This is a genomic window from Paenibacillus sp. SC116, from assembly GCF_024733555.1.
Lineage (GTDB): Bacteria > Bacillota > Bacilli > Paenibacillales > Paenibacillaceae > Paenibacillus_B.
In genome coordinates, this window is sequence record NZ_JANIOF010000001.1 from 1,099,721 (window position 1) to 1,118,064 (window position 18,344).

Here is an 18,344-nt window from a genome sequence, read left to right on the forward strand (position 1 = left end):
AAGACATCCCTATAATATCCCAGCACTATGTAAGCGTCAATAATTTACCAGATTAATTGGAACTATCAACCATTAATACTTCATTAATTGTTGATAATTTGTCACATTTAGTGATCAGTTTGTGACGGATTCCACATTTCACTCACTTTAATTTCTATCATTTTAGCTATACTTTTCTCATTTTCCACTCCTACAGAATATGGAGTTAGTATTAAATCAGCCTCAGAAAGATTCTCTTTAGAAATATGAGGCTGACAGGACATAATAATGACATATTTGAACCCGATTCGTTTCACCATACGTACAACTTCTTGTAAAGCAAACCATGCATCTCCCCTATCATTCATTCCGAAACTGCTATAATGATAAGCAGGATAAGTCACAACTCTACCGTGAAAAGGAGTTTCGACTAATTCCAACCAATCCCTCAATTCTTCTAATCGATCTGCAGCCTCCACAGGAGACTCAAGCCCAGTTAACCCTGTAATCGGCAAAAGGCAAGTATCTAGGTATGGTCTCCACTCTGTCCATTGTTCTCTCGTCAAGTCACTAAATTTCATGATTACCCCTCCATGGATTGATTGCCAAGTTGTTCCTATTCCATTATACCTGTACAAACAAAAAAATGAAGAACCGCAAAATGCGTTCTTCATTGAAGCGTCTTTAATTCATTTGTAAGTTGATGAAAAGTGTTTTCATCCCCCGCAGCGAGAGCTCTATCAATTTCTTCGTAGATACGTAAAGTGCGATGCTTTTTTATCGCTTCGTCCCACACCATTTCAGCAGTCAGACTTAACATTGCTTCATACGTTACTTTCATTTTGTCCATAGGATGCACCTCCAACCATAACGATTAAGAGCCCCTATATTCCTTTCCTTTCACCACATAGCTTTCGGTTGTTCGTTTCATACGCTGTAAATCTTCTTCCGTCAGTTCTCGAATAACTCGGGCGGGTGAACCGATGGAAAGAGTATAGGCCGGGATTGATTTGTTTTCGGTTACAACCGATCCTGCCCCTATTAAAGCATATTCACCGATGTCAGCCCCGTTCAGTACAATCGCCCCCATCCCAATTAATGTACCTTTGCCTAGTGTACAACCATGGATGATAGCCCCGTGTCCCACAGACACTTCTGAGCCTACAATTAACGGCTGATTGGTATTAACGTGACCGATGACTCCATCTTGAATATTAGCGGATTCGCCGATGATAATAGGTGCCAAATCCCCGCGCAGTACCGCATTAAACCATATTGTTGACTGCGCTCCAACCGTTACGTCTCCAATTATTTTAGCTCCATCTGCAACATATACCGATTGATGAATGTTCGGTATGATATGATTGTAAGGAATGAGCATCGCTTTCCCCTCCACGTCGGCATGAATAGTTAGTTCACTATCAGTATAGCCGTTCATTTTGGGTTCATCGTAACAATGCTGCATTTTATTGTCAACCTAGCTTAATTTTGTCCTCATGTGTGATAATTACACCTTTAACTAGGAGATTACCTCGTTTTGACATTTGAACAGATGTCCCCGTGTTTGCATCTTCACCTATTTTCAACAAACCAAGATGAACTAACATCTGAATGATCCGCTGCCTAATAATAGACTGTGGTTCATCGTAGAAAAAAGGCTTCACATAAGGGGTCAATGCTTGTTCCATCGATTCAACAGTCGTCCATCTTGCCGTACATAAGTGAATCCAATGAACGATAGCTGACACATTAGGTATTGCATTTTTATACAACTTCAACCAAAACCGATAAATGGGCTGTATCGGTTCATAAGCTGCACCTTTTTCTAGCCGTTCGAGCCCCGACGCTGAAACAACCAACTTCCCTGCATGTTCTTCGATCCAACCTTGATAGAACACGTAGTCGTACAATAGAGACAAACGATTTGGGTAATTGTGAAATCGTCTTCCATAACCGAAGCGCCATTCTCCTTTGGATACGGGTTCTTCCATGACAGACATTTTTTCGATCAGCAGCTGCTGCGTCTTCTTGTACATGACTCCCTCAGGATTAAGCGGTACGTTGTCTGATTCATGAAAATATCGAAGCATGGTAATGATATCCTCGCCAATACGACCATCTTCATCCCGATATGCCTCAGGCTCTTGAACAGATACGAGCTCTTGCTCCATACGTCTTTTCATAACAAGCTTGAAGCGTTCTTTGAGATCTTCAGGAACTTGAAAGAGATATTTGGTTTGCTGGCTAGCTCCGTTGAACAGCCATCCACTCTGCCGCATTTTCACAATCATATCGCGCGGACTAGAAGATTGAGTTTGTTCATCTCTTTCAAATCGTGTCTGTTGAACTCTCGCAATTAACTCTTCTAGACTGAACAACGATCGCTGCTCAAACAGCAATGAGTTAATAAATCGAAGTTCCTCTACACTCATCTCATTAATGAATTGCTCAAACCAATCTTTGTGCCCTATTTTCGTCAAAATCGATTGAATCAATTCACGCTTCGAATGGGCATCACACTCGCAATCGTATCTTTTCGCAATGCTGACGAGCTGCTGAATATCTGCATAGCTAAGCATATCGGCTAAGTTCATGATCCACCTCCAATTGTCCCGTCGTCCATCGCCGATTCTCGTTGTCTAGAATCCATTATTGGACAATTCTGCTCGTTTATACGAATGATTAGAAAAAAATATGATAAACAAAAATAACGACTAAAAATTCTCCATCAAGTTACACTTTTCACAAAACAAAAAAAAGGTTGTTCCAAAGCTGATAAACAGCCTGTGGAACAACCTTTTCATAAAGACTCACAAATGTTATTCAATTTACCGTACCTCAAAAGTCGTTTCTGCTATGTGACGAGAACAATTCAGCAGCAAAGGCTCCCAAATCTGCTCATGTTTCTCAACGACTGTAAATGACAAGTTTCCGATATGACTTGTACATTCTTCGCCGAACCAAGTATGGAACAGCTGAGCTAACCAGCTTCCATGGCTAATTATGAGTATATTGCGTTCCGGCCATTCATTGGCAATAAAGTTCACCGCTTCTACCGCTCTCGACCTAATAGCATGATCTGTTTCTTGACCAACATCTTGAGCTTTCCAGTCCACTCCCCATCTAGAAGTACGTTCTTCTAGTGTGGTTCCTTCCGCGAGCCCGAATGCCCTCTCCAGCAAACCTGCATGCGGCTCTAATAACGGAATCTGTAAATGTGATGCAATGATAGCGGCTGTTTCTTCAGCACGTTGCAGACCACTTGAAATAACGGCATCAAAGCGATAAGGCTCCTGCACTAATCGTGCAGCAAGCTTCATCGCTTGATCTCTACCGATATCATTCAGTGGAATATCAGTCTGACCTTGAATACGACCAAGCGCATTCCAATCAGTCTGCCCATGTCTTACTAATCCTATTTGTTGTCTATTCATTAGATTCTCCTGCCTGTTCCAAATGATAGCATCATCTTACCATATTAACGCCTAATCCGCGCTAAATAATGATACAGCAAGGAGGCAATGATGATCCCTACAAGGGAGTAAACAATCCAATACTCTGGAATAGTTGGGACAACTTGTAGAATTAGCGGTTCACTTGTTTCAGAATAAGGAACATCTCCGATTGTGATATCCAATTCTGTTGAATTACTGCCTGCTATTGCGGTTGGTATAATGCCACCCTGATCAGAAGGCTCCGTTTCCACTTTGTTTGGGTAAACAGCCATCACAATCAAACTGCTCATAAATACAACGATACAAAATGACATTACCCCAACCAAAATGTTACGCATCTTAAGCGACATCACATGAGAACGTCTATGGACCGGCATAAGCCATTCTTGTTCACTGTATATGCGGTCCATCACGAGAGAGGAGTCAAACGTAATAGGCCCATTCATTTCTGCCTCTGCTAAGCTTGACTCTACTAGGTCATCAGTCCATGCCTCGCTCGCTGCCCAAATCTGATACTCTTCCGCACAGCCTTCACACACTGACAAATGACTTTGAATGCTAAGACGTTGCGGATCGTCTTCTGGCATATCGCTGTAGACCGATATCCATTCGAGCGCTTCCGCACATTTCATTTTCCGTTCATCCCTTCAATCCCGGGTCAGTTATGTATCCTTCCATTTGACATTTAATACTTGTGCGAGCCCGGAACAACAATGATTTTACTGAGCTTACCGTCTGTCCTAGCTGATTGGCTATCTCTTGGTAATCCAGTTGGTCATATTCACGCAGGATGATGGCAGAACGCTGCTTTTCAGGCAAATTGTTAATCGCTTCCCTAACGAGCTGTACTTTCTCATTACGAAGAGCTGTATATTCAGGTGTTAGTTCTTTAGGAGCTTCAGGTACGATGCTATTATCTTCATCAAGTGACACTTGAAGACTTCGTTGCTTACGAAGTTCACTTAACACCGTATTACGAGCTATCGTATAGAGCCATGTAGAGAATGATGCTTCTGCTTCTCTAAACGTATGTAAGCTGCGGTATGCCTTATAGAATGTCTCTGCACACAAGTCCTCTGCAAGTAACTCCAACTGAGAATTACGAAGCATGTGATAAATAAAAGCTAAAACTTTACGGTGATAACGATTCATCAAATCCGCATACAAGTCGGTGTTTCCTTCCTTGATTTCACGGATAATTAGGGAGTCAGTCATGGATTGCGATCCTCCTTGCTTTCCATTTCGTCCCCGATGCGCTACCTTTAAGGATATTATACATCACAAAAAATAAAAAGTTGCGAATCGGATACTACTTATATTTAAGAAACGAATAGATAATTTCCAACGATACGACAATAAATCCTATGATTTTACATCTTTGTTTACTACATTGTTATTTTAGCATAAGACATACATGCGTAATGTTAATTTTTCTTAAGATTCTTTTAAGGTTGAACATTTGCACAAAAAAGAACCTCTTCTTAGTGAAGCGGTTCCGCGTCTTACATATTAACATATATTATAAAGAAGTAGTACGAAATTGGAGAATTACAAGCATGGTAATTAATGTTTCTTTAAGATTTCTACTCCATGATGAATTTGTAGTCTTGCACAATAATTCAAGAAAAATTACTTCCGAGTTCCTCCTCGACAACCCCTCATCACAGCTTGAAGGTGTTACTGAGTTACTGATGTTGAATCACGTATCGTTTTCTAATGATACTGTGTAACCCTTTGATTCTTTAATGTTTCTCATGGCTCTCCAGTGTCCCTTAAGTCCGTATCGTTCATTCTAGATTAAGACAAAAAAAAAGAACCACTCCATAATGGAGTGGTTGCACAAAGTGCATATTTGGATAGGAGTGGAGAGAAACCATACTGTAGTTATAGTATAATGTATACGTTTTCATTCTGTCAATAACTTCTACCGAAAAAATTTCATCTCTTATCAATATTTTCCGTTTCCACGTAAAAAAGCCCTTTCACAAGGGCTCTTTTACTATACATATACTTCATATCCCAAAGATCGCAAACACACCTGAGCGCGCTCCCAGTTCTGCTCTTCTCGGAATGAAAGCCGCAGTACGCCTGGGACATCTTCTCTACTTTCAATAATCTGAAGGTTGCTAAGATTAATCTCTTCTTGTCCCAGTTTGGTTGCAATACGCCCAATAATACCAGGTGTATCAGGTATGTCCATATATACATCATAAAGCGCATGGATAGCCCCTTTACGTCGTTCAGGCATTTGATTGCGAAAATGTCCAGAGAGGCGGAATGACTCTTCTATCCATTCACCATCTTCACGCAGTAATACATCTTTCCATTCCTCGACTTTATCCTGCCAGTCTTGAAGCAAATCCAGCATTACTTGGCGATTATTAATCAAAATATCTCGCCAGACAGTGGGATCACTGGATGCAATCCGAGTAATGTCTCGGAAACCACCAGCGGCAAGTATAAGATGCAACTCATTAGAATCATTGTACTGGCGTACTTGGTTGACTAATGCAGTTGCCACAATATGCGGCAGGTGACTAATCGCTCCAACAACACGATCATGCTCTTCTGCATTCATTTGGATAATATGAGCTCGCGTATGTTGCAGCAGTTGACGAAGTTCTTGAGTCACATTTTCCGGACAGTCATTTGTAGGAGTCAAGACATAGTAAGCATTCTCAAACAACAATACGGAAGCTGCTTCCACACCAGAACGCTCAGATCCTGCCATTGGATGACCACCAATGAAATAAACTTCATTCCAATTCAGCTTACTCGCACATGCAGTAACCGAAGCTTTTGTGCTGCCAACATCCGTAATGACACAACCGCGTTTAAGCGTTAAAGTATTTAGGCGAAAAAGAGTATCCTCCAGCATGCCTACGGGAGAACAAATAAATATATAGTTCGCCTCTTTTACTGCTTCTTCAAGATCCGTTGTTGCTTCATCAACGACACCGCGCTCCACATACTTCTCAGCTGATGCTGCACGAGGGGAATATCCAATGACATGGAGCCCTGGCTTTCCTTTAAAACATAATGCAAGCGAGCCTCCGATGAGGCCCACTCCAAGAATTGCAATCTTTGTAGTCATAGGTCCACCTTACATTCTAATAAAATTTGTTCAATAGCTTGAATAAATGCTTCATTCTGCTCACGACTGCCTATCGTGACACGAATAGCGTTCGGATAATGTCGGAATCCTGCTCGAACGATAATCCCTTTGGAAACCAGTTGTTCGAACATGTCCTTACCAAGCATCGGAACCTCAATCATTATGAAATTACCGTGCGCTGGCATTGTACGTAATTCTAACCGTTCACACTGCTCTTGTAAATACCCTAGACCCTCCGTGTTCCATTGCTTGCATTGCGATACATACTCCTTGTCATGAATCGCAGCTACCCCTGCTGCCTGTGCAAAGCGTGACGTATTAAATGGCTCTCTAACTTGATTAATAGAGCGGATCACCTCGGGGTGGCCGACTCCATAACCAAGCCGTAGTGATGCTAAGCCATGAATTTTGGAAAATGTACGGAGGGCAACAAGGTTCGGATAATTCGCGATTAGTTCAATTGAATTAGGATAGCTTGCATCCGTAACATATTCACAATACGCTTCATCCAAAGCAACTAGCACATGCGAAGGAACCCGATCCATGAACGCAATAAGCTCATCTTTCGTAACTATCGTTCCAGTGGGATTGTTAGGGCTGCATATCCACACTACTTTCGTTCGTTCTGTAATGGCAGCGAGCATTCCTTCTAAATCATGCTTGCCTTCCTTCAATGGAACTTCAATGGTACGGGCTCCCTCAATATCAGCATTATGCTTATATTGAGGGAAGGTTTGATCCGCGGCAATAGACTCATCATTCGCAGTTAGAAATGCACGACAAATCATTAGTATAACGTCATCTGATCCTGCTCCAAAAATTAGCTGTTCGCTGCTAACTTGCAACTGATCTGCAACTGCTTGCTTCAATTTAAGTGCAGCTCCATCAGGATATTGACTCAGTTTGCTCAATTCTTCTTCGAGCGCCTGTTTAACTCTAACTGAGCAACCGTACGGATTTTCGTTGGATGCTAGCTTAACGACTTTATCAATTCCGTATTCTCGCTTCACATCCTCAGCAGATAAACCAGGCTGATAGATAGGAAGGCTCGCGACGATGTCTTTCGTTTTGATACGCATCCAAACACACCTCTCCGCTTCAAGGTATTAACTTACTGAAACTATGATTTCAATTCTCTCACAAATTTACAAATTTGCAATACGCCATCTTGCACGGTCTGTGGTGATTGCAGTAATGGTAGCGCCTCTTCGATTTGACGAACAATCGCACTTCCAACCACAACTCCATCACAATGTGAAGAGAATCGACGCACATGCTCTGCATTGGAAATACCAAATCCGATTGCGATTGGCAGATCTGAAGCTGTACGAACCTCATGCAAAAAGTCTTCTATATTGGCAGCAAATGAACTCCGAACGCCTGTAACACCTAATGAGGACACGCAATAAATAAACCCTCGGCCGTGATGTGCGATTTGTTTGACCCGCTCCTTCGAAGTTGGTGCGACTAGCGGCACAAGATGAATCGAGTAACGATCCGCTATTTCTCGAATAGGCGCGCTCTCTTCAAGGGGCAAATCAGGTATAATAATGCCACTAATCTCCGAGTCTACCATTTCTTTAAATAATTTCTCTGCTCCATATTGGAGCACTGGGTTGTAATAAGTGAACAGTACGTAAGGGATGGACGCACCGTGCTCCCTAGCTTTCTTCGCGACCTGTAAACTATCGCGAATTGTAATATGATTTTGCAGCGCGCGGGCTGAAGCACGTTCGATAACGGGTCCATCAGCAAGCGGATCTGAATAAGGGACACCTAATTCAATAATATCCGCGCCTGATTGTTCCATACCAAGCAATAGCTCTAACGTAATATCGATATGGGGATCTCCAACCGTAATAAATGGAATAAGTGCAGATTTCCCTTCTGACTTCAACTTTTCGAATGCTGCATCCATACGATTCATGACGGCGTTATTCATGTTTATCCCCCCCTAGTACTTCCATGATCGTACCAACATCCTTATCCCCACGACCTGATAAACAGATTACTAATAACTCATCTTGCTTCATCGTAGGAGCGAGCTTTATCGCTTGGGCTATGGCATGAGAAGACTCTAATGCAGGGATAATTCCTTCTGTGCGACACATAAATTGAAGGGCATCTAGTGCTTCTTTATCTGTAATCGGTGCATATGTTGCTCTACCGGATGCATTCAAGTGAGCATGCTCTGGACCTACACCAGGATAATCAAGCCCCGCGGAAATGGAGTGAGCTGGCTGCACTTGACCAAACTCATCTTGTAACAAATAGCTTAATGAACCCTGAAACACACCTGGTGTCCCCAAAGTCATGGTAGCCGCATGTTCTTTCGTATCAACACCTCGCCCAGCAGCTTCCACACCAACAAGCTTTACATTCAGATCATTAAGAAATGGATAGAACATCCCCATCGCATTACTTCCACCGCCAACAGCAGCAACGCATACATCCGGCAATTTTCCTTCTAGTTCTTGTATTTGCCGTTTCGTCTCATCCCCGATAATACGTTGAAAGTCACGAACAATCATCGGGTAAGGATGAGGACCTACTACAGAACCTAAAATATAGAATGTATCTGTTACGTTAGAAACCCAATAGCGCAAAGCCTCATTTCCTGCATCCTTCAATGTTCGTGTACCAGAAATGACGGGTACGACCTCTGCACCGAGCAGTTCCATACGGAAAACATTAAGTCGTTGACGCCGCATATCTTCTTCGCCCATAAATACTTTGCATTCTAACCCAAGTAAAGCACATACGGTAGCTGTAGCTACACCATGTTGTCCGGCTCCAGTCTCTGCGATCACCTTCTTCTTGCCCATTCGCTTGGCAAGCAATGCCTGACCGATTGTGTTGTTTATTTTGTGTGCCCCAGTATGGTTCAGGTCTTCACGTTTCAAATAAATCTTTGCTCCACCGAGCTCCTTCGTCATGCGTTCTGCATAATAAAGAGAAGTCGGACGACCTGAATAGCTTTGTAGCAACTGCTTGTATTCCGTCTGAAACTGCTCATCCTGTCGGTAAGTTTCATAAGCTTGCTCAAGCTCTATTAAGGCATTCATCAATGTTTCAGGGACATATTTTCCACCAAATTGGCCATAACGACCGTTCGCATCAGGATAACGGTAAACTTGTTCTTGTATGGACATGCTGTCTCACCCTTCCTATAAATGTATCTACTTTGCTCAAGTCTTTGTTTCCATCTGACTCGACTCCACTGGAAACGTCTACACCATCAAGCTCATAGCGTGTAAGTAAACTGCCAATGTTGTCAGGAGACAGACCGCCAGCAACATACAGCGGCATACCTAATTGTTTGGCACGAGATTGATAACTTGGGATAACATCCCACTGAAATACTTTCCCTGAGCCTCCACCCTGAACCGGATCATGAGTGTCAAGCAACAATAGATCAATGTATGGAGCTGCTGCCGATAAGCGCTCAAACTGTCGATTCAATTCATCTTCAAAATCTATCTTGCCAACGTTCGATATTGGAAATGTTAACCAAACACTCATATTACTATTTTCTTTCACCCATCGACAAATGTCCAGTTGTTCGTGGGCATGAAATTGCAACGCCTGAACCGCGCAGGAATTCAGGACAGGCTTTAAACTATCCGTATCAACATGTGCAAATACACCAACCGTATGAGGAATGTGAACTTGCTCATCCTGTAATTGATTTAGAATGGATTGAACGGTATCAGGAGACACTTGCCTGCGGCTTTGTGCGAATACAAATCCGATATGATCAGGATTGCATGCGATGACGCCTCTTGTCATTTCTAAAGACGTCATTCCACATATTTTAACGTTCATGAACTCACACTTTCTGAAGCAAAAGGAGTTTGCTCTACGGGTTCCATCAGCTTGTGAACAGCCTCTCCAATATTGTCGTTCCGCATAAAATGCTCACCTATAAGAACTGCATCAACACTAGACTCATACAAATGAGCAATATGTTCTGGCAAGTGGATACCACTCTCACTCACTAATGTGCATTGGTTAGGAACCAATTTTCGCAATTGATCGGTTTGGGCCAAGTCTGTAACAAAGGTGTGCAAGTTGCGGTTGTTTATGCCAATTAGCTCAACTTGCTCCAACTTCAACACACGATGCAATTCATTTTCTTCGTGCACTTCGATTAATGCTTCCATTCCCAATTCTCTGCTTTGCTCAAATAGTTCCTTCAACTGTTCATCATCTAAAATAGCAGCGATGAGCAAAACAGCGTCCGCCCCTATTAATCTTGCTTCAAGCAACTGCTCACGACTTATAATAAAGTCTTTGCGCAGCATAGGAACATCTACCTGCGAGCGAACTTGCTTAAATATATCGATTCCACCCTGGAAGTAGGAAACATCAGTCAACACAGATAAGGCATCAGCACCCGCCTGAACGTAGCTTTGTGCGATCTCTACAGGATTAAATTGCTCGCGAATGATCCCTTTAGAAGGGGATGCTTTTTTTACTTCTGCTATTAATCCCACTCCACGATTACGATTCGTCGTAATCGCTTTTCTAAGTGAACGTACTGGCATGAACGTAGATATATCTGCTTCCGCTTGAGCAACGTTCAAATGCTTCTGCAGTTGCTCAACTTCTGACTTCTTCGTTTCTACAATACGATTAAGAAACATGACTCATCCCTCCAGTTGTCTCGATCAATTGTTGCAGCTTACTATATGCCTTTCCAGTATCTATCATATCAGCAGCAATGTGTACCCCTTCGCGTATGGAATCTGCTTGACCAGATACATAGATGCAAGCACCTGCGTTTGCAAGTACAATATCTCGATGCGCCCCGCGTTCGCCTTTTAAAATATCCAGTATAATTTTTGCATTGTCAGCCGCTTCACCGCCAAGTACGTCACTTAACGACTGTGTCCGTAAACCCATTTCTTCGGGAGTAAGTTCATACGTGCGCAGATCTCCATCTCGCAGTTCACTAATACGAGTTGGTGCAGACAAGCTAATCTCGTCTAATCCATCGAGACTGGATACGACCATAGCCCGTTTCAAGCCAAGTTCGCGCAGCACGGCTGCAACGGTATCCGTTTTCGTCTTGTCATAAATGCCAAGTAGTTGGCGATCTGCCCCAGCTGGATTCGTCAACGGGCCAAGCATGTTAAATACGGTACGTATGCCTAGCTCTCTACGAGGCGCGGCCGCATATTTCATTGCAGGATGGAACATTTGCGCAAACATAAAGCAGATCCCAATCCGATCCAGACATTCTGCAGCACTCTCACTCGATAAATGGATATTCACACCCAGTGCTTCCAACACATCTGCACTGCCTGAACGACTGGAGGCTGATCGATTTCCATGTTTAGCTACACGAACAGATGAAGACGCTGCAATAATAGCGGAAACTGTTGATACGTTGAGTTTATGAATGCCTGACCCACCAGTACCACACGTATCAAGTAATTGTTCACGGGACGTGTTCACTTGCTTCGCAGCATTTCGCATCCCTTCTGCCAACCCTGTTATCTCATCGACCGTTTCACCTTTAAGGCGAAGGCCTGCAAGTAATGCACCAATCTGAGCAGGCGTTACATCACCACGCATAATATCTTCCATTACATGCCTAGCTTCTTCCCTTGTTAAGCTATCTCCGCTCAGCAACTTACTTAAAGCTTCCTTCACACGATAGTCGTTTGTCATATGATCCTCTCCTTTTCGTTTCTTTTTTTATTAGTAACTGTATCTGTCTTACTATCTCAACTTGTTTATGAAGAGATGTTCATTACTAGTTCCCTAATTGGATACCTTATGAATTGCTTCTTGTTAGCGAGTTAAATTGCATAACGTTCGCCAATCTTCTATGGGTAAATTCGGTATGTGTGAGAAACGAAAAAGAGAAGACATTGAACTCGTGGGATCATTCCTTAGTTCATTCATTGGAGGAATCATCGCGCACACTCCTTTCCCTTACTTGCATTTATAGGGAGAGATAGCTGTTCAACAACAAAAAAACCTCTGCTTCCGCAGAGGTGTGTTGAACGCGATGATAATATTGAAGAAATAAAAGGTGTTGTTATCAGGATGCAAGGTATATCGAATAAAGGCAATCATGCCATTACATCACCTATGCATAAATATGGACGTATAGAAGGTACGTCAATGAATGCACCACCCTTGTTATACAACAAGACTAAGGATACATAGCATTGCAAATTCTTCTTAACTCCATCTATATCTGATAGCCTATAACACGCTTATACTCAACTCTACTCATCTAATCTCATCTCAACTACACTATACTCAACTCTGCTAATGCCAACTATACACTAGCATGTGGAAGTCGTCAATGACCTAATCACATGCCTATAACCACATTACTACGAAGCAGGTTCTGCCAAATCAGGACGCAGCTGTGCCGAATCCTTTAAGTATACATGCTGAATAGCCTCTTGTGATTTTTCCGTGTTAATATGAACCATCAATCGTATACATTTAGGCAAACTGCCCTCAACGGGTATTTCTAATGCACACATGATAGGAACCAGTTCCCAATTCGGCAATGTACGAATGGCACGAGCTGGGAATGTTGCATTTAAATCTTCAGTCATTGTAATCCAGACACTAGCAATAGATTCTGGCTCAACACCATTACGCTGAACGATCTCATCAAGCAGCTCTGATGTTGCTTGTAAAATTTCATCTGCATCATTTGCCTGCACGGTTGTTGCTCCACGTATTCCTCTCACCCACATTGTTAAGCCGACTCTCCTTTCAATTTATCCACTACACTGCGCACAAGCTCAATAGATATATCATGTCTAATATCTACTTCGCCCACTGCAGTTGGAATAACAAACGTCGTTCTTCCACCACTGAATTTCTTATCATGCATCATCGCTGACAAAATAGCGTCCGTATCATAATGTAACGGGATTGACGTCGGTAATCCGAATGCCTCCAATATGCGACGAGTGTATGTGACAAGCTGTGAATCTTCACCGAGCAGCACAGCCAACTCCGCTGATCCTACCATACCAATAGAAATTGCCTCACCGTGAAGTAGTTCACCATACTGGCCTACTGCTTCAAGTGCATGGCCAATCGTATGCCCTAAATTCAAAATTGCGCGTAAATTTTGTTCACGCTCGTCTTTAGAAACGACCTGCGCTTTAACATTACATCCCATATAAATGCCATATGCAAGCTTCGCCCGGTCTAGAGCAACTAAATCATCCGCATGTTCCAAGCACCAATCCGAAAATGCCTTATCCCATATCAAACCATGCTTAATCATCTCAGCGAGACCAGCACGAACTTCTCTAATTGGAAGCGTGTGAAGCGTCTCCAAATCAAAAATGACCGCCTCAGGCTGGTGGAAAGCACCGATCATATTTTTGGCCAACGGATGATTAACCGCTACTTTACCCCCTACGCTGCTGTCATGAGCTAAAATGGTAGTAGGAATTTGAATAAATCGAACGCCTCTCATGTATGTAGCGGCTACAAAGCCTGCCAAATCTCCTACCACACCGCCACCAAGTGCAAGTACTGTCGATTTCCGATCCAATCCCGCCTCTATGGCAGTCGTCATGCATGCTTCATAATGCGATAAAGATTTAGAGGATTCGCCAGAAGGAACAATATGTACAGCTGTGTTATAACCGCCTTCTTGCAAAGCTTGCTCTACAACCGCAAGATGATGCTTAGCAACCTGCTCATCGGATACGAGCAAGAGCGGACTCCCATTTGATATGCCACGTTTAAGCAGTAACGCACTTAAGCGAGGGAGTAGACCACTCCCTATCCATATTGGATAGGAGCGATCCTCCAAAGAGACGATAAGTTCACGACATCCCAAAGATTGATTGTTATCCATATCTATCACCTTAGTACTGTGCTAGTTGATTCAAGTAATTTTCGTAGTTGGAACGAATTTCTTCCATGGAATCTCCACCAAACTTCTCAAGAAATGCCTTAGCTACTTCCCAAGCAACTACATGTTCCATCACTACACTTGCAGCAGGTACTGCGCAAGCATCTGAACGCTCGACTTGAGCTGTGAACGCTTCTTTTGTATCAATATCCACACTACGCAACGGCTTGTACAAGGTTGGTATCGGCTTCATTACACCACGGACAACAACAGGCATGCCATTTGTCATGCCGCCTTCAAAACCGCCTAAGCGATTCGACGAACGTGTATATCCATTTTCCCCATGCTCAATTTCATCATGAACCTGAGAGCCGCGAAGAATACCTGCTTCAAAGCCAATTCCAATCTCAACGCCTTTGAAAGCATTAATGGACATGACTCCTTGTGCAATTCGACCATCCAGCTTACGATCATATTGGACATGACTTCCTAATCCTACAGGCAGCCCTTCAACGATACATTCAACAATGCCGCCGATAGAATCGCCCTCTTTTTTAATCTGATCGATGTAAGCTTCCATTTTCTTTTCTGTTTCTTCATCAACGACACGCACAGATGACTGCTCTGTACGCTCGATTAATTCATCTATTGAAATATCCCCAACTGGAGGTGCCTCAATCTCTCCAATACGAATAACATGACCTGCAATTTTGATTCCAAATTGTTCAAGGAGTTGTCGAGCCAAAGCACCACAAGCTACTCTTGCAGCAGTCTCACGTGCACTGGAGCGCTCCAATACATTTCTTAAATCTTTTAAGTTATATTTTAATCCGCCATTCAAATCCGCATGTCCAGGACGTGGGCGGTGTACACGACGCTTCTCTTCGTCTGTTCCCTCAATCGGCTCAACGTTCATGATGGAAGTCCAATGCTTCCAATCCTTGTTCTCAACAACTAGTGCAATTGGTGCACCTGTCGTACGACCATGGCGAACACCGCCTACGATTTGTGCAGTATCTGTTTCAATTTGCATACGACGACCGCGGCCGTAACCTTTTTGACGACGTAGCAAATGTTCGTTTAGCTGTTCAAAATTTACAGTCATATTACTAGGCATACCTTCTATAATAGCGGTTAATTGCGGACCGTGTGTTTCACCAGCTGTCAAAAATCGTAGACTCATTTACTGTTCCTCCTTTAAGCTGTGATGCTGTGAATGGCTAAAATCTCAGACTCTTTGCTCATTATAGTATAGGTGACATCGTTTGACAAGAAAGCATCAACCGCAAGCAATATGTCACCATATTAGAAAATCAAGGATTACATTCGTTTCATTCCTACTACTCGAACGGTATAGCTCACAATTCTGCGAGACTCTGACTACAATTTACGATAGAAGAAGGTCTCTTGTGTTTCCAAGCCATATTGCACTGGATTAAAGATTTGTTCTGTGCTGCCTACAAACAGAATTCCACCTGGTCGAAGCGCCTGAGAGAACTTTTTATAAAGTTCATGTTTTGCTTCTTCCGTGAAATAGATCATAACATTACGGCAAATAATCAGATCTAAGTTCGATTCGAACTTGTCCAACAATAAGTTTTGCTTTCGGAATTGAACATGCTGCTTCAACATTTCATGTACACGATACATATCTCCATCTTGCTTAAAATACTTTTGTTGAAAAGCAGGCGGAACATCCTTCAATGCCCGTTCAATATAAATACCATCCTTTGCACGCTGCAATGCGTTTTCATCAATATCAGATGCAAAGAGAGTTGTGTGCTTGAAACAATTTTTGTCATCAAGAATCATCGCAAGCGTATATGGCTCTTCGCCCGTTGAACATGCAGCACTCCAACAACGAAGCTGTTTACTTTCTGCCATTAATGCCGGAAGAACGCGATCTTTTAATACTTCCCAACGATTTGGATTCCGCCAAAATTCGGATACATTGATCGTCATGCGGTCCAAAAACTCATAAAACAGCTTCTTGTCTGCATTCATAGCATGCGCAAATTGTTCAAATGTAGAATGACCATTCTTTACGCGCAATGTCGTCAGTCGACGGCGCATCTGAGCTTCTTTGTATTGGGATAGATCAATTCCTGTCTTCTGTTTAATTAATTGTATGAATCTTACATAATCAGCATCTTCTTCTTGAGAGTATACGATTGTGCGTGTTGGAATATCGGCTAGCGCAGCTAACTTCTCTGCTTTTGCCTGATCTTGGTATGTAGGTCTCTCCATCTGCTGCTTCTCCCATCATTTTTCATATGTACTGTTTCTTCACTTATATCATACTAGCAAGGACTATGCACCAATTAAAAAAGACACGACGAAAAAATTTCGTCATGCCTGTTCGTATAACAACATTATTCAACTTAAATCCACGGTTCAATTGTCCGAGTATATCCAAGCAACTCACTATCATTGAACATATTAGCAATCTCGCGCTCTGCACTTTCAGGTGCATCAGAACCATGCACAAGATTGAAGTTCGTATGAGCAGCATAATCACCACGAATCGTTCCTGGCAATGCATCAGCAACCTTTGTCTTACCAATCATAAGACGGGACAGCGAAATGACATCGTCACCTTCCCATACCATAGCGAACACTGGACCAGAAGTGATGAAGTCTACCAATTCTCCGAAAAATGGCTTTTCTGCATGCTCGGCGTAATGACGCTCTGCTTGATCACGCTCAATAATCATCAACTTACCTGCTGCTAGCTTAAATCCCTTGCGTTCAAATCGGCTTACGATCTCACCAATCAGGCCACGCTGCACGCCGTCTGGTTTAACCATGATGAATGTGCGTTCCATACGTTCACTCCTTGATACATATGTGAAGTTGTCCAACACAGAAATTATACCAGATATTGTTTGTAAGCGCATCCTTTTCTAAAAATATAGCCTATGCATTTATAGCATAACGATTGTCTAGCTATTGCATAAGCTCTATTTTTAGTGATTTCTATTGGCGATAAAATGTGCAATATCTTTTAAATTACGCTTTGCCCGTTGATTAGGCAGCTGTGCGAGCGCATCCATTGCCTTTTGTATGTAGCGATCTGCTAACTGCTCCGCTATCTTAATCCCATTGCTGTAACGAATTAAATCAAGTGCTTCTGTCGCATCTGAATGACCATTGTTCAAACGTATTTCGTCTATGTGTTTTAGCAATGGTTGCTGCAAACGAGGTTCTTGCAGTGCGTACAGAACAGGAAGCGTAATGTTCCCTTGTAAAATATCATTACCCGGCGGTTTGCCCAACTGTGATTCGGTGCCAATCAAGTCAAGCACATCATCACGAATTTGGAATGCCATCCCAACGTTGTATCCATAGCGATACAATAGTCGGCTCACATTTCGATCTGCACCTGCTGCCAAAGCTCCTAGTTGACAACTGATGGCGATTAGCAGTGCCGTCTTTCTACGGATACGCAGCAAATACTGGCGAACAGATTGACTCGTATTAAAGAAGTCACGGATTTGTTCCATTTCACCAAGACACATCTCAACCATTGCTTTCGAGAGAATAAGATGAATATCCGGGTTTTTCAGTTCCGTTACGAGAGTCAATGCTTTCCCATAAATAAAGTCGCCCGTATACATGGCAATGCGATTATCCCATTTTGACTTTACCGTCATGCTGCCTCGACGTGTGTTTGCGTCATCTATGACGTCATCATGCACGAGGGAGGCCATATGAATTAGCTCCAGCGGCACAGCAACTTTTTTGAGCTGCTCCAAATCGTACGTGCCAAACTTGCCAGAGAGCAGAACAAATACAGGTCGTATTCGCTTGCCTCCTGCCTTTAATAAATGAAGTGTCGTTTCATTAAGCAATTCATGATCAGATACGACAGTACGCTCCAATTCACGCTCAATATAGGACACGTCATTTTTCATTGTTGCATAAATATCCCACAATTTCATACCGT

At 42.7% G+C, this 18,344-nt stretch carries 20 protein-coding genes; all 20 read right to left on the minus strand.

All coding sequences use genetic code 11. From position 1 onward, the window contains the following. Positions 1-107: 107 nt before the first annotated feature. Positions 108-560 carry a YpiF family protein gene (locus NQ117_RS04500; protein WP_258276794.1) on the minus strand — a complete coding sequence of 151 codons (453 nt, stop codon included), beginning with the start codon at positions 558-560 and terminating at the stop codon, positions 108-110. A gap of 89 nt (positions 561-649) precedes the next feature. After that, a complete protein-coding gene (locus NQ117_RS04505) occupies positions 650-829 on the minus strand; it encodes an IDEAL domain-containing protein (RefSeq protein ID WP_258276795.1) in 180 nt (59 codons plus the stop codon). A gap of 24 nt (positions 830-853) precedes the next feature. Then, positions 854-1,360 (minus strand): gamma carbonic anhydrase family protein, encoded by a 507-nt coding sequence (locus NQ117_RS04510; protein ID WP_258278168.1) that lies wholly within the window; start codon positions 1,358-1,360, stop codon positions 854-856. 91 nt (positions 1,361-1,451) lie between these two features. Next, positions 1,452-2,573, minus strand: coding sequence for a hypothetical protein (locus NQ117_RS04515; protein WP_258276796.1), 1,122 nt, complete (start codon positions 2,571-2,573; stop codon positions 1,452-1,454). Positions 2,574-2,807: 234 nt separating this feature from the next. Next, the gene (locus tag NQ117_RS04520) at positions 2,808-3,413 is read right to left on the minus strand and encodes a histidine phosphatase family protein (RefSeq protein WP_258276797.1); all 606 of its coding nucleotides are present in this window, start codon (positions 3,411-3,413) and stop codon (positions 2,808-2,810) included. A gap of 44 nt (positions 3,414-3,457) precedes the next feature. Continuing rightward, entirely contained in the window at positions 3,458-4,066 is a 609-nt protein-coding gene (locus tag NQ117_RS04525; RefSeq protein ID WP_258276798.1) for an anti-sigma factor family protein, read from the minus strand. Between the two features lie 7 nt (positions 4,067-4,073). Continuing rightward, positions 4,074-4,649 (minus strand): RNA polymerase sigma factor, encoded by a 576-nt coding sequence (locus tag NQ117_RS04530; protein ID WP_258276799.1) that lies wholly within the window; start codon positions 4,647-4,649, stop codon positions 4,074-4,076. A 784-nt stretch (positions 4,650-5,433) separates the two neighbouring features. After that, on the minus strand, positions 5,434-6,528 hold the full coding sequence (locus NQ117_RS04535; RefSeq protein WP_258276800.1) for a prephenate dehydrogenase: 1,095 nt from the start codon (positions 6,526-6,528) through the stop codon (positions 5,434-5,436). Continuing rightward, positions 6,525-7,622, minus strand: coding sequence for a histidinol-phosphate transaminase (hisC, locus tag NQ117_RS04540; protein ID WP_375163047.1), 1,098 nt, complete (start codon positions 7,620-7,622; stop codon positions 6,525-6,527). The genes NQ117_RS04535 and hisC overlap by 4 nt, the downstream gene beginning before the upstream one ends. 47 nt (positions 7,623-7,669) lie before the next feature. Further along, positions 7,670-8,491 (minus strand): tryptophan synthase subunit alpha, encoded by an 822-nt coding sequence (gene trpA, locus NQ117_RS04545; protein WP_258276802.1) that lies wholly within the window; start codon positions 8,489-8,491, stop codon positions 7,670-7,672. After that, positions 8,484-9,701 carry a tryptophan synthase subunit beta gene (trpB, locus tag NQ117_RS04550; protein WP_258276803.1) on the minus strand — a complete coding sequence of 406 codons (1,218 nt, stop codon included), beginning with the start codon at positions 9,699-9,701 and terminating at the stop codon, positions 8,484-8,486. The genes trpA and trpB overlap by 8 nt, the downstream gene beginning before the upstream one ends. Next, positions 9,667-10,374 carry a phosphoribosylanthranilate isomerase gene (locus NQ117_RS04555; protein ID WP_258276804.1) on the minus strand — a complete coding sequence of 236 codons (708 nt, stop codon included), beginning with the start codon at positions 10,372-10,374 and terminating at the stop codon, positions 9,667-9,669. Before NQ117_RS04555 ends, trpB begins: the two co-directional genes overlap by 35 nt. Continuing rightward, entirely contained in the window at positions 10,371-11,195 is an 825-nt protein-coding gene (gene trpC / locus NQ117_RS04560) for an indole-3-glycerol phosphate synthase TrpC (RefSeq protein ID WP_258276805.1), read from the minus strand. Before trpC ends, NQ117_RS04555 begins: the two co-directional genes overlap by 4 nt. Next, complete coding sequence (gene trpD / locus NQ117_RS04565) at positions 11,185-12,225, minus strand: anthranilate phosphoribosyltransferase (RefSeq protein ID WP_258276806.1); 1,041 nt, start codon at positions 12,223-12,225, stop codon at positions 11,185-11,187. Before trpD ends, trpC begins: the two co-directional genes overlap by 11 nt. Positions 12,226-12,902: 677 nt before the next feature. After that, entirely contained in the window at positions 12,903-13,277 is a 375-nt protein-coding gene (gene aroH / locus NQ117_RS04570; RefSeq protein ID WP_258276807.1) for a chorismate mutase, read from the minus strand. A gap of 2 nt (positions 13,278-13,279) precedes the next feature. Then, the gene (gene aroB, locus NQ117_RS04575) at positions 13,280-14,401 is read right to left on the minus strand and encodes a 3-dehydroquinate synthase (protein WP_258276808.1); all 1,122 of its coding nucleotides are present in this window, start codon (positions 14,399-14,401) and stop codon (positions 13,280-13,282) included. Between the two features lie 10 nt (positions 14,402-14,411). Then, positions 14,412-15,581: a chorismate synthase gene (aroC, locus tag NQ117_RS04580; protein ID WP_258276809.1), complete on the minus strand. Its 1,170-nt coding sequence runs from the start codon at positions 15,579-15,581 to the stop codon at positions 14,412-14,414. Between the two features lie 197 nt (positions 15,582-15,778). After that, positions 15,779-16,645, minus strand: coding sequence for a CheR family methyltransferase (locus NQ117_RS04585; RefSeq protein ID WP_258276810.1), 867 nt, complete (start codon positions 16,643-16,645; stop codon positions 15,779-15,781). Positions 16,646-16,779: 134 nt separating this feature from the next. Beyond that, positions 16,780-17,223, minus strand: coding sequence for a nucleoside-diphosphate kinase (gene ndk, locus NQ117_RS04590; protein ID WP_258276811.1), 444 nt, complete (start codon positions 17,221-17,223; stop codon positions 16,780-16,782). Between the two features lie 141 nt (positions 17,224-17,364). Then, positions 17,365-18,339 (minus strand): heptaprenyl diphosphate synthase component II, encoded by a 975-nt coding sequence (gene hepT, locus NQ117_RS04595; RefSeq protein ID WP_258276812.1) that lies wholly within the window; start codon positions 18,337-18,339, stop codon positions 17,365-17,367. Positions 18,340-18,344: the final 5 nt, after the last annotated feature.

Coding starts and splice junctions, on each gene's coding strand:
- trpA (WP_258276802.1), bottom strand. CDS start 8,491: ATGAATAACGCCGTCATGAATCGTATGGATGCAGCATTCGAAAAGTTG.
- NQ117_RS04535 (WP_258276800.1), bottom strand. CDS start 6,528: ATGACTACAAAGATTGCAATTCTTGGAGTGGGCCTCATCGGAGGCTCG.
- ndk (WP_258276811.1), bottom strand. CDS start 17,223: ATGGAACGCACATTCATCATGGTTAAACCAGACGGCGTGCAGCGTGGC.
- NQ117_RS04515 (WP_258276796.1), bottom strand. CDS start 2,573: ATGAACTTAGCCGATATGCTTAGCTATGCAGATATTCAGCAGCTCGTC.
- NQ117_RS04525 (WP_258276798.1), bottom strand. CDS start 4,066: ATGAAATGTGCGGAAGCGCTCGAATGGATATCGGTCTACAGCGATATG.
- NQ117_RS04500 (WP_258276794.1), bottom strand. CDS start 560: ATGAAATTTAGTGACTTGACGAGAGAACAATGGACAGAGTGGAGACCA.
- trpD (WP_258276806.1), bottom strand. CDS start 12,225: ATGACAAACGACTATCGTGTGAAGGAAGCTTTAAGTAAGTTGCTGAGC.
- aroH (WP_258276807.1), bottom strand. CDS start 13,277: ATGTGGGTGAGAGGAATACGTGGAGCAACAACCGTGCAGGCAAATGAT.
- aroC (WP_258276809.1), bottom strand. CDS start 15,581: ATGAGTCTACGATTTTTGACAGCTGGTGAAACACACGGTCCGCAATTA.
- NQ117_RS04510 (WP_258278168.1), bottom strand. CDS start 1,360: ATGCTCATTCCTTACAATCATATCATACCGAACATTCATCAATCGGTA.
- NQ117_RS04555 (WP_258276804.1), bottom strand. CDS start 10,374: ATGAACGTTAAAATATGTGGAATGACGTCTTTAGAAATGACAAGAGGC.
- NQ117_RS04585 (WP_258276810.1), bottom strand. CDS start 16,645: ATGGAGAGACCTACATACCAAGATCAGGCAAAAGCAGAGAAGTTAGCT.
- trpB (WP_258276803.1), bottom strand. CDS start 9,701: ATGTCCATACAAGAACAAGTTTACCGTTATCCTGATGCGAACGGTCGT.
- NQ117_RS04530 (WP_258276799.1), bottom strand. CDS start 4,649: ATGACTGACTCCCTAATTATCCGTGAAATCAAGGAAGGAAACACCGAC.
- hepT (WP_258276812.1), bottom strand. CDS start 18,339: ATGAAATTGTGGGATATTTATGCAACAATGAAAAATGACGTGTCCTAT.
- NQ117_RS04520 (WP_258276797.1), bottom strand. CDS start 3,413: ATGAATAGACAACAAATAGGATTAGTAAGACATGGGCAGACTGATTGG.
- trpC (WP_258276805.1), bottom strand. CDS start 11,195: ATGTTTCTTAATCGTATTGTAGAAACGAAGAAGTCAGAAGTTGAGCAA.
- aroB (WP_258276808.1), bottom strand. CDS start 14,401: ATGGATAACAATCAATCTTTGGGATGTCGTGAACTTATCGTCTCTTTG.
- NQ117_RS04505 (WP_258276795.1), bottom strand. CDS start 829: ATGGACAAAATGAAAGTAACGTATGAAGCAATGTTAAGTCTGACTGCT.